Here is a 15,548-nt window from a genome sequence, read left to right on the forward strand (position 1 = left end):
TCAGGCCACCGTCGACATGGCGGGCTCCCGCACGGCATCCGCACGCACCACGCCGAAGTACTTGCGATGGTACGCGCGCCAGGTGATGGCCCAGCGCTCCGGGTCGTCGAGATCGTCGTGGTGGGTGTGGTGCACCGTCTGGTTGTGCGGCGCGGTGCGCACCAGCTCGGGGTTCTCGCGCGCCTCCTGCGCCACCTGGGCGAGGGCGGCGACGTACTCGTCGAGCTCGGCCTTGGAGTAGCACTCCGTCGGCTCCAGGGTGAACGGCTGCGGCACGATGTACGGGTGGTGGCTGGTCCAGTAATGGAAGCCGTAGTCCGCCATGCGGATGCCGATCTCCTCGGACGAGATGCCGGTCTCCTCGAACAGCTCCTGCCACGAGTAGCGCACCTGCTCGATGCGGCGGCGGCCGACGGCGTACGGAGCGGATGCCCCGGGGATCTCCAGCACCCGCTTCAGCAGGTAGTTGTTGTTCAGCACCGCGATCTGCGAGGCCGCCAGCATGCCCTCCGCACCCAGCGACATGATCCAGGCGTAGGCGCGCACCACGTGCAGGATCACGCCGTGCGCAGGAGCCACATGCCCGATGGACTGCTCGCCCGGCTCGCGGACGACGAACCGGCCCTCGACCTGCTCGACCCGCGGCCCGGGCAGGAAGGGGGCGAGCGCCGCGCTGACCGCATTGGCGGCCGCACCGGGTCCGCCGCAGCCGTGCGGGGCGGAGAAGGTCTTGTGCAGGTTGAACTGGCACACGTCGAATCCGGCGTCCCGAGCCCGCGTGATGCCCAGGATGCCCGCGGCGTTGGCCTGGTCGTAGGAGGCCAGCGCGCCGACCTCGTGCGCGGCATCCACCCATTCCTTGATGGCCGGGTTGTAGATGCCGGTGTCCTCGGGATTGGTGACCATGATGGCCGCGGTGCGCTCGGACAGCGCGGCCTTCAGCGCCCCCAGGTCGGGGTAGCCGTCGGCATCCGGGTAGACCGTGACGACCTTGTACCCGGCGACCTTCGCCGCCGCCGCGTTGGACGGGTGGCTGAAGATCGTGGTGATGACCTCGTCGCGCTGCTCGCCCTCGCCGCGGGACTCGTGGTACGCGCGGATCATGGCGATGTTCGTCCAGATGCCCGCCGAGCCGCCCGGCGAGGCCAGCGAGACGGCGTCCATGCCGGAGATCTCGGCCATCAGCTTCTCGAGCCGCCAGATCATCTCCAGCGCGCCCTGCGTGTCGGCGGGATCCTGGGCGGGGTGGATCGCGCGCAGCTGCGGCACCTCGATGAGCTGGTCGTTGATCTTCGGCGAGTACTTGATCGTGCAGGTGCCCTGCCCGATGTCGACGTTCAGGTCGGAGCCGAGGTTCTCCTGCGAGAGTCGCAGGTAGTGCTTGAGCACGCGCATCTGCGCGATCTCGGGGAGTGCCGGCGGCTGCGGACGACGCATGCCCTCGGGCAGGTCGGCGACCACGTCGCCCACCGCTTCGCGGACGGCGGGCTCCACCGGGGTGATCGCGATGCCGCGCTCGCCCGGAGTGGACAGCTCGAAGACGATGGGCTCGTCCCAGCTGGCCTGCTGGAAGCGGCGCGGGCTGGTCTTGGGTGCGATGGGGAGGCTCATGCGACCTGCTCCTTGCGGGTGTCGGATGCCGGCGAGGCGACGCCCGCGAGTGCGTCGGCGAGCCGGTCGATGTCGGATGCGGAGGTGACGTCGGTCACGCAGACGAGCAGGGTGCGCTCGTCGACGACGACGCCGGGCTCGATGCCCTGACGGCGCAGCGCGGCGACTGCGTCGCCCGCCGAGATCCCGTCGAGATGGATGGTGAACTCCCGCAGGTGCAGGGCGTCGTCGCCCAGGCGGATGCCGGGGATCGACTCCAGACGCTGCTGGGCGTACCTGGTGCGGGCGAGCAGCAGCTCGCCGTGCTCGCGCATGCCCTCGGGGCCCATCAGGGACAGGTACACGCCGGCGGCGATCCCCCACAGCGCTGCGGCGGTGCCGACCCACTCCTTGCCGTCCTCGCGATGCGCGAACGACGTGCGGTCGTAGGCGACGTCGCCGAAGCCGTACTCGCCGGGGACGTCGGTGGACTCCAGCCCGAACAGCCGCGACGGCATCTCCATGACGAACCGCGGGTCGTCGTGCACGGCGATGAACCCGGCGTGCGCTCCACCGAACCACTGGTGCAGGCCCAGCGACTGGATGTCGCCGGTGACGATGTCCGCGCCGTGCAGAGCGGGCGGGGTGAGCACGCCGTATCCGACGGGGTCGGTGCCGACCACGACGACCGCACCGGCCGCATGGGCGGCCTCGGAGATCTCGCGCAGGCGGGTCTCGACGGCGCCGGTGAAGCTCGGCGTCTCGATCCACACGGCGGCGACGTCGTCGCCCAGCGCGGCGGCGAGCGCCTCGAGGTCGGCGACGCCGCCGGTCGTGGCCACCGTCTCGACCTCGAGGTTCGCACGGACGTAGTCGACGACCTTGGACAGCTTCTCCGGCAGCACGTCGCTGAGGGCGAGCACGCGGCGGCGGCCGGTCATGCGGCCGGCCATGGCGAGCCCCGTCGCCGTGGCCTGATAGCCGTCGTAGGTGGGGACGTTCACGACGTCCATCGCCAGCAGCTCGGCCATGAGCGACTGGTACTCGAACAGCGCCTGGAAGCGACCGTGGTCCTCGTAGGGCTCGCCCGCGTAGGCGGTGAGGAACTCGCTGCGGCGGATGACCTCGTCGACGACGGCGGGCACGTAGTGGTTGTAGGTGCCGGCCCCGAGGAAGCTGAGCCGCTCCTCGGTGCTGCGGTTGGCGGCGAGGATGCCTTTCACGTGGCGCGCGAGGTCCTGCTCGGCCGGCAGCGGCGCGGGGACGTCGAGCAGCCGGCGCAGGCGCAGGTCCTCGGGGACGTCTGCGTAGAAGTCCTCGACGGATTCCGCGCCGACGGCGTCGAGCATGGCCTGCTTCACGGCCGGCGCCGTGTTGGGAATGTACGGGTGGACGAATGCTTCGGTCACGACATCCTTCATTCGGTGGGGTCGGTGGGGTCGGTCAGGGAGAGGAACGGGATCGCCTCCGCGTGCGGGGACGCGATCACCGCGGCGCCGTAGGCGCCGAGCTCGACGACGCCCGAGGCATCCGCCCCGCTGAGCAGGTCGGTACCGCTGAGCAGGTCGGTGCCTCTGGGCAGGTCGGTGCCGGATGCCGGCAGCTGGAACGCGAGGGGCGTTGCGCCGTGGTTGAGCAGGAACGTGTAGTCGGTGCTGCCGTCGGTGCGGGTGACCGCCTCGGCGTCGACGTTCACGACGTCCCGGGCGGGCAGGTCCGAGGTGCGCAGGATGTCGCGGAAGACCGGCAGCATCCCGTCGTGCGTGAGCATCGCGCTGACGTACCAGGCCGACCCCGCGCCGACCGCGCGCCGGGTGACGGCGGCGCGACCGGAGAGCACGCCGGAGGCGTAGCATCCGCGCACCTCGACGTCGGCGTCCGCGTCGATCCACTCCGACCAGCTGGGCACGTCGAGGGTGTCCTCACCGTAGGCGATGCGCTCCAGGATGCCGTCGGAGATCGGCCACTGCTCGTCGACCTCGATGCCGAGAAGGTCGCGCAGCGGACCGGGGGCGCCGCCGTCGTGCACCTTCTCGGTGGCGTCCACCACGCCCGAGAACGGGCCGACCACCAGGTGGCCGCCGTTCTCGACGAAGGCGCGCAGCGCCTCGGCCTGCGCCTCGTCGGCGATGTAGAGGTTGGGGACGACGACCACGTCGTAGCTGTCGAACGGTCCGGTGGCGCGCACCGCGTCGACCGGATGCCCGAGCGTGTACAGCGCACGATGCCAGGAGCGAGCCTGCTGGGCCCACTGCAGACGCTGGGACGGCAGCGACTCGATCGCACTCGATCCCCACCAGGAGTCCCAGTCCACGACCAGCGCGACGCGCGAGCGCACGCGGGTGCCGCGCACGGGCTCCAGCAGACGCAGCTCGTTGCCGAGCGCCTTGGTCTCCTGGTAGCTGCGCGAGCGCTCGCCCCGGTGGCCGAGCATCGAGGAGTGGAACTTCTCCTGGCCGTACTTGGCCTGGCGCCACTGGAAGAACATCACGCCGTCCGAGCCATGCGCGACGGTCTGCAGGCTCTCCACGCGGATCTTCCCCGGGGCCTTCGGCACGTTGATGTCGCGCCAGCTGGTGGCGCTCGCCGACGACTCCAGCAGCAGCCAGGGGCGACCGCCCTTGAGCGAGCGCATCAGACCGTAGTTGAGCGCGGCACCCACGTGGGAGGCGGGGTCGGCGGGCTCCGGGTAGGCGTCGTCGGTGACGACGTCTTCGCGCTCGGCGAAGTCCCAGTAGTCCAGGTCGCGGAACATACTCATGAAGTTGGTCGTCACGGCGATGTCGGGGGTGACCTCGCGCAGCACGTCGATCTCGACCTGGAAGAGCTCGAGCATGGCATCCGACGAGAACCGCTCGAAGTCCAGCAGCTGCGTCGGATTGATCGGGCCCGGCGCCTTCCGCGGGGTCTCGATGTGCTCCCACGACGTGTAGCGCTGACCCCAGACGTTGACGCCCCACGCCTCGTTGAGTCCGTCGAGGTCGCCGTAGCGGTCCTGCAGCCAGCGGCGGAAGTGGCGGGCGGACTCCGGGCACCAGCAGCGGGAGACATGGTCGCCGTACTCGTTGGAGATGTGCCACATGGCAAGACCGGGGTGCTCCCCGTAGCGCTCGGCCATCGCACGGGTCATGCGCGCGACGTTCTCGCGCCAGATCGGCGAGGACGGGCAGTAGGTCTGCCGCGAACCGAACTCGAGCCGATGGCCCTCGGAGTCGGACGGGCCCATCTCGGGGTGCGCGCGCAGCAGCCACGAGGGCGGCGTCGCGGTCGCGGTCGCGAGATCGATGCGGATGCCGGCCTCGTGCAGCAGGTCGATGATGCGGTCGAGCCAGCCCCAGTCGTACACGCCGGGCTCGGGCTCGAGCTGAGGCCAGCTGAAGATCGGCAGGCTCACCATCGTGACCCCGGCCTCCTTCATGAGGCGGATGTCCTCGTGCCAGGTCTCCTCCGACCACTGGTCGGGGTTGTAGTCGCCGCCATAGGCGAGAGCATCGATCCGGGCCTCCCGGATGCGCTCGTCGTCGCGGTGCTGGGTCACGAGGACTCCTCTCTGAGATGCTTCGCCAGAATCGCTGTTCAATGTATTCTGTATACAGCAAGCGTATGCCGAACTATGGATCCGGTCAAGCTCTAAGCTGACGCAGGGGAAGGGGCCACAACATGGCGATCGAGCGCAAGAATCTCCGCTCACAGGTACGCGAGGAGCTCCTCGCGCGAATGCGCACCGGCCTGGTCAGCCCGGGCGAGAGCATCAACGAGGTGCAGCTGGCCGGAGAGCTCGGAGTGAGCCGCACGCCCCTGCGCGAAGCGCTGATCGCCCTGGAGTCCGAGGGCCAGATCACCAGTGAGAACGGCAAGGGCTTCCGCTTCGTGCCGCTCAGCGCCGGCGAGTTCGAGGACCTCGCACCCGTCATGGCGACCCTCGAGAGCCTCGCCCTCGAGCTCTCCCCCGTCGACGAACTGCGCCGCGTCGGCGCCCAGCTGGTCGAGCTCGCCGAGGCGTTCACGGACGAGCACGTCGAGCACCGTCTGGTGATGACCAAGGACGACGAGTGGCACGCGCTGATGCTCTCGGTGTGCCCTAACAAGCGCCTGCTCGACGTGATCGAGAGCGTGCGCGGATCCTTCCACCGCTATGAGGCCCTGCTCGTCGACGACGACGTGAAGGTCGACCGCGTGGCGGCGGAGCACCTGGAGATCGCCCGCGCCCTCGCCGACGGCGATGTGCAGTCCGCCGTCGAGGCCCTCAAGGCCAACTGGATGCACGGCATGCGCCGCATCCTGGACACGTCGTCCAGCGCCTACTTCTCCGCCTGAGGCGGGATGACGCAGGGGGCGGATGCCGCGGCATCCGCCCCCTGCTCAGTTCTCAGCCCTTGACCGCGCCGCCGAGCAGACCGGCGACGAACTGCTTCTGGAACACCAGGAACAGCACGAGCAGCGGCAGCGTGGCCAGCAGTGAGCCCAGCATCAGACCCGAGTAGTCCACCCGGCTCAGGCCGATCATGGTGTTCAGCGCCACCGGGATCGTGTACCTGTCCTCGGTGTTCAGCATGAGCAGCGGCCAGATGAACGAGTTCCACTGGCTGATGAACGTGTAGATGATCAGCGCCGCGATCTGCGGGCGCGCCACCGGCAGCACGATCCGGTAGAAGGTGCGCAGCTCGGATGCCCCGTCGATCCGCGCCGCCTCGATGAGGGTGGTCGGGAAGTCGAGGAACCCCTGGCGCATCAGGAAGATGCCGAAGGCGTTCGCCAGGAACGGCACGATCAGCGCCTGGTACGAGTCGATCCAGCCGACGCTCGCCATCATCTGGAACAGCGGCACCAGCAGCACCTGCATCGGGATCATCATGGTGACGAGGATCACGCCCAGCAGCACGCCGCGGCCGCGGAAGCGGTACGTGGCGAGGCCGTAGCCGCACATCACGCTGACGATCGTGCTGAAGAGCGTGTAGATCACGGCCACCAGCACGCTGTTGAGCATCACCTGGCCGAAGCCGATGCTCTCCTGCAGACGACCCAGATTCTGCCAGAACTCGCCGCCGGGCAGCAGCGGGAGCGGCGTGACGAACAGGTCGGAGGTCTTGTGCGTGGAGGCGATGACCATCCACAGGAACGGCATCAGCGCGAGCACGCCCGCTCCGACCAGCAGCAGGTAGACGGGCCCGCGCAGGATCGCCTTCCTCGCGAGCGACTCGCCGCTGCGCGCGGACGCACCGGTGCGCGGAGCCCGGCCGGTGGTGATCAGCTGCGTGCTCACGGCTTCTCCCTCATGATGCGGAACTGCACGACGGCGATGATCGCGGTGAGGATGACGAGCATCCAGGCGATCGCGCTGGCGTAGCCGAAGTCGAACTGCTGGAACCCGATCTTGTACAGGTACAGCACCGGGGTGAGCGTGGCGTTGTTGGGACCGCCGCCGGTCAGGATGAAGTTCTCGTCGAACAGCTGGAGCGCCCCGATGGTGGACGTCACGCTCGTGAAGATCAGCACCGGCCTCAGCTGCGGCACGACCACGTGCCAGAACGTCTGCCAGCGGCCGGCGCCGTCGATCCGGGCGGCCTCGTACAGCTCCTGCGGAATGGCCTGCAGCCCCGCCAGGATGATGACCATGTTGTAGCCCGTCCAGCGCCAGGTGATCGAGGCGATCACGGCCACACGCGCCCAGAACTCGTTGTTGAGCCAGTCGATGGGCGCAACTCCGAACACGGCGAGCGCCTGGTTGAGCAGACCGCCGTCGGTGGTCATGATCACGCGGAACACCACGGAGTAGGCCACGAGAGTGGTGATCGCCGGCAGGAAGGTGATCAGGCGGAAGCCGGAGCGGAAGCGCAGCCACGCCTGGTTGAGCAGATACGCCAGCCCGACCGCGAGCGCGATCATGATCGGGACCTGCACCACCAGGATCAGCAGGGCGTTGCCCAGGCTCTTCAGGATGAGCGGGTCGCGCAGCATCCGCGCGTACTGGTCGAAGCCGACGAACGTCGAGACGCCCCCGGAGGTCTTGAAGAAGCTCTGCAGCAGCGAGACGGCGAGCGGGTACGCGAAGAAGATCAGCAGCAGCGCCGCCGCCGGCAGCGCGAACCACATGCCGGGGCGCTGCATACGGGCGGCGAAGCGCCGCCCGGATCGTTGAGCGGTCGTCGCTGGCGTCCCGGATGCTGCGGGCGTGCGCGCTGCGTCGGATGCCGCGGCATCCGTGGCACCGGCATCCGCCCCGGCGACGGGGCCGCGACGACGTGCGCCGCGGCCCCGGGTCGTCCTGTCGAGGGACATGTCAGCCGGCGATCTTCCGACCGGTCGAGTTCGCGATCTGCTTCGCCGCGTCGTCGAGCGCCTTCTTGGGGTCCTCGCCGTTCAGCACGGCTGCCGCGACCGCGTTCGAGACCGCATCGGCGGCGACCGACTGGTCGGACGTGAACGTGATCGAGGGGATCTTCGGCGTCAGCTCGGCGAAGGTCTGGAACACCTTCTGGCCGCTGAAGTAGTCACTCGGCTGCTGGAAGTAGTCGGACTCCAGCGCCGGGAGGTACGCCGGGAACAGGCCCTCGTCCTTCATCATGCTCGCCTGGTTGTCGGTGTTCGCGAGCACGAACGCCATGAAGTCGGCCGCGAGCTGCGGGTTCTTCGCCTGCGCGGGGATCGCCAGGCCGGAACCGCCGTTGTTGGAGGTGGGGGCGCCGCCGTCGGCGAAGGCGGGCAGGTCGCGCACGGCGTACTTCCCGGACAGTTCGGGCGCCTCGCCCTCGAGCGTGCCGATCCACCAGACCGCCTCGGGGGTGACGGCGGAATCGCCGTCCTTGGCGCTGGTGACGCTCGCGTCCCAGCCCTTGGCGTTCTTGATCAGGCCCTTCTGCTGCATGGTCTGCAGCAGCGCGAGGGTCTGCACGGCCGCAGGGGTGCTGACGGCGATGTCGCCGTTCTCGTCGAACAGCCCCTGGCCCTGCTGCTGCAGCATCATCGAGAACGGACCGCCCGAGGACAGGTCGGCGGTGAGCAGCGTGTGGCCGGTCTTCGCCTTGATGGCCTCGCCGGCGACGACGAGGTCGTCCCAGGTCTTCACGGATGCGGGGTCGATGCCGGCGGCCTCGAAGTAGTCGGTGCGATAGAACAGTCCGACGGTGCCCGAGTCCCACGGCGCCATGCGCAGCCTGCCGTCCTTGTCGGTGCCCGTGTCCCACTTGAACGGGTCGAAGTCGGCCTTCTCGTCGCCGAGCACCGGGGTGAGGTCGGTGAAGCCCTGGGGGAACTGCGTGATGTAGCTCTGGTTCTTGTCGGTCTCGAGCGTGATGACGTCGGGCAGACCTGTGCCGGCCTGGAGCCCGACCGAGATCTTGTCGTAGGCGTTGTCGTAGCCGATGTCGACGACGTTGATCTTCGTGCCCTTGTGGTCCTTCTCGTAGTCCGCACCGAGCCGCTTGAGCGCGGTGGCCGCGACGTCCCACGACCAGATGGTGATCTCGCCGGTGGCGGCCGCGTCCTTCTTCAGGTCGCCGCCTCCGCCGGCAGGCGCCCCACCGCCGAACGCGCAGCCGGAAAGGGCCAGCGCAGCCGTCGCCGTGACGGCGGCAGCCCACATACCGCGTCGCTTCATCATGACCTCCTCGTCACACACCACTAATTGGATATTGAATACAGTACACGGATGGTGACGATAACACCAGGATGAGAACCTGAGCTGGACGAGCACAGAAAGGGGCCGACACGCCAGATGTCGGACGGTTTCGCGGGAAACGTCCGTGATCTGGCGTGTCGGCCCCCGGAGTGGAACCGGACCGCGCGTCGGGTCAGCTGAGCGCGACGGCGAGGTCGATGAACAGCGCCGCCGACCAGCCGAAGGCGGTGGTCGCGCGCTCGGCCTTCATGCCGGTGCGCGGGTTGTAGTACTCGTGCGGGCCGCCACCGTGCACGACGAGGCGCACGGTCTGCTCGCGCAGTTCGCGGGCCCGTTCCGGATACCCGGACGTCTCGAGGCCCTCGGCCACCAGCGCGCTGGTGTTGATCCAGATCGGACCGCGCCACATGCGCTCCGGCGAGAAGTCGGGATCGGATGCCGCCACCGTCGGCAGTCCCCATTCCAGCGCGTACCGGGCGGGATCGTCGACGGCGGCGCGCAGCGCGTCGCGGATGCCGTCGGGCAGCGTGCCGGTGCGCAGCGGCATGAGCCCCACGACCGTGTCGGAGCGGATCTGCTCCCCCGCCCCGCGGGCGAGGAAGCGTCCGGCCTCGGCATCCCACATCTGGTCCAGCAGCCCCTGCGTGCGCTCGGCGCGGGCCAGGAACCGGTCGGTCGCGGCATCCGGCTCGTACCTGTCCAGCAGGCCCGCGATCTCGCGGTCCTGGCACACGAGGTACGCGCCGAGATCGGGGGCGGCCGTGGGGATCGGGCCGTCGAAGATCGGACTGTCGTCCAGACCGGAGGAGTACGGATGCCCGTACTCCGGCATCCCGTCGCCGTCCAGATCGGAACCGGCGAACCACCAGTCCTGGGAGCGGATCACGCGCTGCAGCTGCTCGCGGGCCCACTCCGGGGAGTCCTCGGCCTCGAGCACCTTGCGCAGCGCCCAGGCCGCCAGCGGCGGCTTGGTCAGCGGGACCGGCTTGGAGGGGTCGGCGATCTGCGAGCCGGCCCGCCTCAGGTTGGCCCGGTCGCTCTCGGGCAGATCGTCGCTGGTGGCCAGGATCCCCTGCTCGTGCACCACGTCGGGCAGCTGCCCGTCGGGGCTCAGGAAGCGGAACGCGATCTCGAGCTGCTCACGGGCGAGCTCCGGGTCGCCGTGTCGCAGCCCGACGGCGATGAAGTAGGCGTCCCACTGCCACAGGCCCACGTAGCCGATCTTCGACGGCACGACCGCACGGGCATCGCCCAGCGAGGGGAGCTCGACGATGTTCGCGCCGAGCACCCACCAGCAGAAGGCCGCCATCTGCTGCAGGTCGTCGCGCACCCGCGGGCAGTTCTCGAACCAGTCCGCCCACTCCCGTTCGCAGGCGGCGAGCGCTGCCGGGTGATCGCCGGTCTCGACCGCGACGGAGCGGTCGAGTGCCACGCGGATGCGGATTCCCGCACCGGTGAGCGGATGCTGCTCCTCCCGGCCATCGGGATGCGTCAGCGTGACGCGCACACCGTCGACGCCGGCGAGGCTCAGCGCACCGGGGCCGTCGAAGGCGAGCGTGGCCGAGGCGTCCACGGGCTCAGCGGCCCACTCCCTCTGCGTTCCTGAGCCCGTCGAAGGGCCGAACGCGATGCGGTGCGGAAGCACATCGGCCACCGGGAGCGCCTGCCCCGCGGCATCCGTCACGACGACCGCATCCAGCACCCGGCAGGCACTGAGCCGCTTCTCGTACTCGGAGGTGTGCACGCGCACGCCCTCGCCGTCCTCCGCCCGGAACACCAGCACGCGGGACCGCGGCAGGGTGAACGGCGCGGTCACCAGGTCGAGGTGGCGCCCGGCGAGAGCGGCGAGCCCGGCAGCATCCGTCAGGGCATCCGCCATCAACGACCTCCCAGACCCGACGCGGCCATGCTGTTGAGGATCTTGCGCTGCCCGATCACGAACACGATCAGCATCGGCACCGTGGCGATCGCGGATGCCGCCATCACCAGCCCGTAGTTGATCGAGCCGTGCTGGCTCTCGAACGAGGTGAGCAGCAGCGGCACCGTGAACAGGTCGGGCGAGTTCAGCAGCACGAGCGGGAACAGGAAGGCGTTCCACACGCCCAGCGAGGTGATGATCGCGAGCGCCGCAAGGCCGGGGCGCAGGTTGGGCAGCACCACGCTGAAGAAGATGCGCAGACGGCCGGCGCCGTCGACGAGCGCGGCCTCCTCGAGCTCCTTCGGCAGCGACAGCACGAACTGGCGCATGAGGAACACCGCGAAGGGGTTCGCGATCATCCCGGGCACGATCAGCGCCAGGTGGGAGTCGACCCAGCCCAGGTTGGACATGAGCAGGTAGAACGGGATCAGCGTCACCTGGGCGGGGATCATCTGCGTCGCGAGGAACACGATGAACAGCACCTTGCTGCCCTTGAACCTGATGCGCGCGAACGCGTAGCCCGCCATCGACGCCGTGATGAGCGTGCCGACCACGACGAGCAGCGTGATGTAGGCGCTGTTCAGGTACGCCTGCCCGAAGGGCACGGCCTCCCAGGCATCCGTGTAGTTCTTGACCGTCCAGGGGTTGGGCAGGAACTCGAGCGGATTCTGCAGCAGCTGCGGCAGCGTCTTCAGCGAGGTCAGCAGCATCCAGATGAACGGGAAGACCATCGAGATGCCCGCGAGGATCAGCAGGACGTGCAGCACGACGGCCCCGGCGCGGCGGCGGCCGGCGCCACCGGGGCGACGCGGCTTCGATCCGGGCGCGACGATGGCGATCGTCGAGTCGGTCGCGGGTGCGCGGCCTCCGTCGGTCAGGCGGGGAGTGGCGGTGGCGCTCATGCGGGGTCGTCCTCGTAGTGCACGAACTTCTTCTGGGCGGCGAACTGGATCGCCGTGATGATGAGCGTCAGGACCAGCAGGATGATGCTCGCGGCGCTCGACGGACCGAACTCGAAGCGCCCGAAGCCGAGGTCGTAGATGTGATAGACGATCGTGCGGGTGGCGTTGTCGGGTCCGCCGCCGGAGACCAGCACGTAGACGATGTCGAACGTCTGCAGCGACGAGATGAACGCGATCACCGACGAGAAGAACACGATCGGGGACAGCAGGGGGAGGCGGATGCTGACCAGCAGGCGCACCGCGCCGGCGCCGTCGATGCGCGCGGCCTCGATCACCGAGGGCGAGATGTTCTGCAGGCCGGCGAGGAAGATCACCACGTTCAGGCCGAGCGACGACCAGATCGTCACGATGCAGACGGCCAGCAGCGCGAGCCGCGGGTCCTGGAGCCAGTTCGGCGGATCGATGTGGAAGATCTTCGCGATGGTGGTGGAGAGCACCCCGTCCACGCGGAACATCTGCTGCCAGATCATCGCGATGGCGACGGTGGCGGTGACCACCGGCGAGAAGAACAGCACCAGGTAGAGGGCGCGGGTCTTCAGCCGCTCCAGGGCGACGGCGACGACCACTGCCAGACCGAGGCCGATCGGCACGGTGATCAGGGCGATCAGCAGCGTGTTCAGGATCGAGCGTCCCAGCAGCGGGTCCTGCAGCTGGTCGACGAAGTTGTCGAAGCCGACCCAGCTCAGCTCACCGAGGCCGTCCCAGCTCGCGAACGCCAGCACCAGACTTGCGGCGAACGGCAGCACGACGAACAGTCCCATGCCGATGAGCTGCGGGCCGACGAAGACGTAGCCCCACATCCGGTCGCGGCGGCGCCAGGCCGCCTCCTTGCGCAATGGCGGAAGGGCGGATGCCGCAGGGGTGGCCTGCGGCATCCGCTCCGCCTCAGTGAGCTGAGTCATGCTACTTCTTCGCCGACCGATCCTCGACCAGCTTCGCGACGGCGTCGAGGCTGTGCTGCGCGTCGGTCTTGCCCTCGTAGAGCTTCTGGAACTCCTCGCTGATCGCGACGGGCAGGCCCGGGATCTGCGCCTCGGCGGGGTAGTCCTCGAAGCCGATGTCGCGCATGTCGAGGAAGGTCTGCGCGTGAGCGGGGTAGTCGTCCTCGAGCACGACCTCGTCGGCTCCCTTGATCGACGGCACGGCGTTTCCGCCGCCCTTCAGGCGGAAGATCTGGCCCTCGGCCGAGAGGAACTCCGTCCAGAAGGTGAAGGCCGCGTCCTTGACCTTGGTCTTGCCGTTGATGGCGAGGAAGCTGGTGGCGACGCCGGTGGGTGCGGCCTTGCCGTCGGGCGTGGGCCAGCGGACGATGTCGTAGGAGTCCTGCACGCCTGCGGACTTCACACTGCCGATCGTGTAGCGGCCCTGCACGAAGAAGCCCGCCTTATGCGTGACGAAGACGCTGTCGGCGCCGGCGCCGTCGGGCAGGGTGTCGGCGACGACGAAGGTGCCGTCCTGGAACAGGCCGCCCAGCTGCTTCATGGCCGCGACGGTGTCGGCGTCCTTGTTGCCGACGAACTCACCGCTGTCGCTGTACGGCGACGCGACGCCCTGCGACGAGAGCCAGCTCCAGTGCGTCGCCCAATAGTTCCAGAACATCGAGCCGGTGAGCTTCTTCTCGTGCAGCTTCGCGTTCATCTCGAGGTACTTGTCGGTGGTCCACTCGCCGTTCTCCGCGAGCGTGGCCGGGTCCTCGGTGATGCCGGCGGTCTTCAGCGCCTCCTTGTCGTACCAGAGCACGTCGGGGTTGGAGTCGTTGGGGGCGGCGTAGATCTCGCCGTCGTTCTCGGCGGCGCCGAACAGGCCGGGGAAGAAGTCGTCGACCTTGGTCTTGCTGTCCTTGGACTCCATCAGCGACTTCAGCGGCATCAGCCGCTTGGATGCCACGAACTGGCCGATCATGTCGTCACCGACGTAGAAGACGTCGGGGGCCGTGTTGCTGGTCAGCTGCGCGAGCAGCTTGGAGTGGTAGTCGCCGTACCCCGCGACGGGCTGGAACTTGACCTTGATGTCGGGATGCCGCTTCATGAAGTCCGCGTTGAACTCCTTGTAGCGGGTGAGCTCGTCGGCGCTGCCCCAGGTCGACCACACCACCGTGGAGTTGCCCGCGGAGTCGACGCCGCCGCCCCCGCCGCCTCCACCGCTGCATGCGGCGAGGCCCAGAGTCAGCGCGGCAACCGCAATGCCGGCGAGGTACTTCCGTTTCGTCGAGCGGGACATGCCGCCACCTCTTTCATCCTTGGAAGAGCCGGGATCCCGGCAGATTCGATCGTTTAGTATTCTGTATACAGAACACAGAAAAGTCAAGGGGCGTGACCATAACGAGACCGTCCCGCGGTGCCGGGTCTATCGTCGAACCATGCCGCTTCTCGTCACCGTGCCCAACGAACGTCTTGCCACGAACATCGGGGAGGTGCCGGCCGGCGTCGACCTTCGGGTCTGGGACATGCGGTCTCCGGCCCCGGCGGATCGTCTCGACATCGTCGTCCCACCGTACATGGGCTCGACCGGCTCGCTGGAAGCGCTCGAGGGCCTCAGCGTGGGGCTCGTGCAGAGCCAGTCGATCGGCTACGACGGGGTCGATGAGATCCTGCCGGCCGGCATCCCGTTCGCGAATGCGGCGAGTGTGCACGAGACGGCGACCGCCGAGCTCGCCGTGGGACTGATGATCGCCGCTCAGCGCCGGTTCCCGCGCTTCGCGGCCGCGCAGCAGCGCGGTGAGTGGGCACCGGTCTTCGCCGACAGCCTGGCCGACCGACGTGTGCTGCTGGTCGGCTTCGGCGGGGTTGGAAAGGCCATCGCCCGGCGCCTGGCGCCCTTCGAGGTGACGATCACCGCGCTGGCGCGCAGCGCCCGCACCGAGCAGGTCGAGGGGCTCGGCGACATCGCCGTGCACGGCATCGACGAGCTGCCGGCGCTGCTCCCGGATGCCGAGATCGTCGTGCTGAGCCTGCCGGGGAACGCGGAGACGCACCACCTGTTCGACGCGGCCATGATCGCGCGGATGGCGCCGGACGCGCTGCTGGTGAACGTCGGGCGCGGGCCACTGGTCGACACGGATGCCCTGCTCCAGGCCCTGCAGGAGGGAAGGATCCGTGCGGCCTCGGACGTCTTCGAGCAGGAGCCGTTGCCGGAGGGGCATCCGCTCTGGACGGCGCCGAATCTGATCATCTCGCCTCACAACGGAGGTGCGGCCACCGCGATGAACCCGCGGATGGCGCGTCTCGTGCGCACCCAGATCGAGCGGATGCTGGCGGGCGAACCCCCGCTGAACGTCGTCCTGCCGGCGCGTTGAGACGGCGGGGAGTGGGGCTGCGAAGCAGTCCCTCTCCCCGGCGGCTCGACGCCGGCGGGATGCGCGTTAACGCAAAAGAGCCACCCAGCGATGGGTGGCTCTTTCACAGAAGAAGTCCGGCGGTGTCCTACTCTCCCACAGGGTCCCCCCTGCAGTACCATCGGC

Annotated in this window: 12 protein-coding genes; 2 read left to right on the forward strand and 10 right to left on the reverse strand. The window is 68.8% G+C overall.

Translation table 11 applies throughout. The annotated features are described in order from the left end of the window. The 3 genes from gcvPB to ACTJJ4_RS12580 are packed head-to-tail and all read right to left on the reverse strand — an operon-like array spanning position 1 to position 5,128. Positions 1 to 1,611, reverse strand: coding sequence for an aminomethyl-transferring glycine dehydrogenase subunit GcvPB (gcvPB, locus tag ACTJJ4_RS12570; RefSeq protein ID WP_440943632.1), 1,611 nt, complete (start codon positions 1,609 to 1,611; stop codon positions 1 to 3). Then, positions 1,608 to 2,999: an aminomethyl-transferring glycine dehydrogenase subunit GcvPA gene (gene gcvPA / locus ACTJJ4_RS12575; protein WP_440943633.1), complete on the reverse strand. Its 1,392-nt coding sequence runs from the start codon at positions 2,997 to 2,999 to the stop codon at positions 1,608 to 1,610. Before gcvPA ends, gcvPB begins: the two co-directional genes overlap by 4 nt. Before the next feature lie 8 nt (positions 3,000 to 3,007). After that, positions 3,008 to 5,128, reverse strand: a complete 2,121-nt coding sequence (locus tag ACTJJ4_RS12580; RefSeq protein WP_440943634.1) for a beta-galactosidase — start codon at positions 5,126 to 5,128, stop codon at positions 3,008 to 3,010. A 122-nt stretch (positions 5,129 to 5,250) separates the two neighbouring features. Between ACTJJ4_RS12580 and ACTJJ4_RS12585 the strand changes: the two genes are divergently transcribed. Beyond that, positions 5,251 to 5,907 (forward strand): GntR family transcriptional regulator, encoded by a 657-nt coding sequence (locus tag ACTJJ4_RS12585; RefSeq protein ID WP_440943635.1) that lies wholly within the window; start codon positions 5,251 to 5,253, stop codon positions 5,905 to 5,907. A 52-nt stretch (positions 5,908 to 5,959) separates the two neighbouring features. Here the strand turns inward: ACTJJ4_RS12585 and ACTJJ4_RS12590 are convergent, their stop codons facing one another. The 7 genes from ACTJJ4_RS12590 to ACTJJ4_RS12620 all read right to left on the reverse strand — a co-directional run bounded on the left by ACTJJ4_RS12590 (position 5,960) and on the right by ACTJJ4_RS12620 (position 14,308). After that, entirely contained in the window at positions 5,960 to 6,853 is an 894-nt protein-coding gene (locus ACTJJ4_RS12590; protein WP_440943636.1) for a carbohydrate ABC transporter permease, read from the reverse strand. Then, positions 6,850 to 7,869 (reverse strand): carbohydrate ABC transporter permease, encoded by a 1,020-nt coding sequence (locus ACTJJ4_RS12595; RefSeq protein WP_440943637.1) that lies wholly within the window; start codon positions 7,867 to 7,869, stop codon positions 6,850 to 6,852. The genes ACTJJ4_RS12590 and ACTJJ4_RS12595 overlap by 4 nt, the downstream gene beginning before the upstream one ends. A 1-nt stretch (position 7,870) precedes the next feature. After that, complete coding sequence (locus tag ACTJJ4_RS12600) at positions 7,871 to 9,190, reverse strand: ABC transporter substrate-binding protein (RefSeq protein WP_440943638.1); 1,320 nt, start codon at positions 9,188 to 9,190, stop codon at positions 7,871 to 7,873. Positions 9,191 to 9,380: 190 nt separating this feature from the next. After that, on the reverse strand, positions 9,381 to 11,087 hold the full coding sequence (locus tag ACTJJ4_RS12605; protein ID WP_440943639.1) for an amylo-alpha-1,6-glucosidase: 1,707 nt from the start codon (positions 11,085 to 11,087) through the stop codon (positions 9,381 to 9,383). Continuing rightward, entirely contained in the window at positions 11,087 to 12,028 is a 942-nt protein-coding gene (locus ACTJJ4_RS12610) for a carbohydrate ABC transporter permease (RefSeq protein WP_440943640.1), read from the reverse strand. Before ACTJJ4_RS12610 ends, ACTJJ4_RS12605 begins: the two co-directional genes overlap by 1 nt. Further along, a complete protein-coding gene (locus ACTJJ4_RS12615; RefSeq protein ID WP_285629717.1) occupies positions 12,025 to 12,990 on the reverse strand; it encodes a carbohydrate ABC transporter permease in 966 nt (321 codons plus the stop codon). Before ACTJJ4_RS12615 ends, ACTJJ4_RS12610 begins: the two co-directional genes overlap by 4 nt. A 1-nt stretch (position 12,991) precedes the next feature. Beyond that, positions 12,992 to 14,308 carry an ABC transporter substrate-binding protein gene (locus tag ACTJJ4_RS12620; RefSeq protein WP_440943641.1) on the reverse strand — a complete coding sequence of 439 codons (1,317 nt, stop codon included), beginning with the start codon at positions 14,306 to 14,308 and terminating at the stop codon, positions 12,992 to 12,994. A 139-nt stretch (positions 14,309 to 14,447) separates the two neighbouring features. Between ACTJJ4_RS12620 and ACTJJ4_RS12625 the strand changes: the two genes are divergently transcribed. After that, positions 14,448 to 15,383, forward strand: a complete 936-nt coding sequence (locus tag ACTJJ4_RS12625) for a 2-hydroxyacid dehydrogenase (RefSeq protein WP_440943642.1) — start codon at positions 14,448 to 14,450, stop codon at positions 15,381 to 15,383. The last annotated feature ends 165 nt before the right edge of the window (positions 15,384 to 15,548 follow it).

It is taken from the genome of Microbacterium sp. 22195 (assembly GCF_052056515.1).
GTDB lineage: Bacteria > Actinomycetota > Actinomycetes > Actinomycetales > Microbacteriaceae > Microbacterium.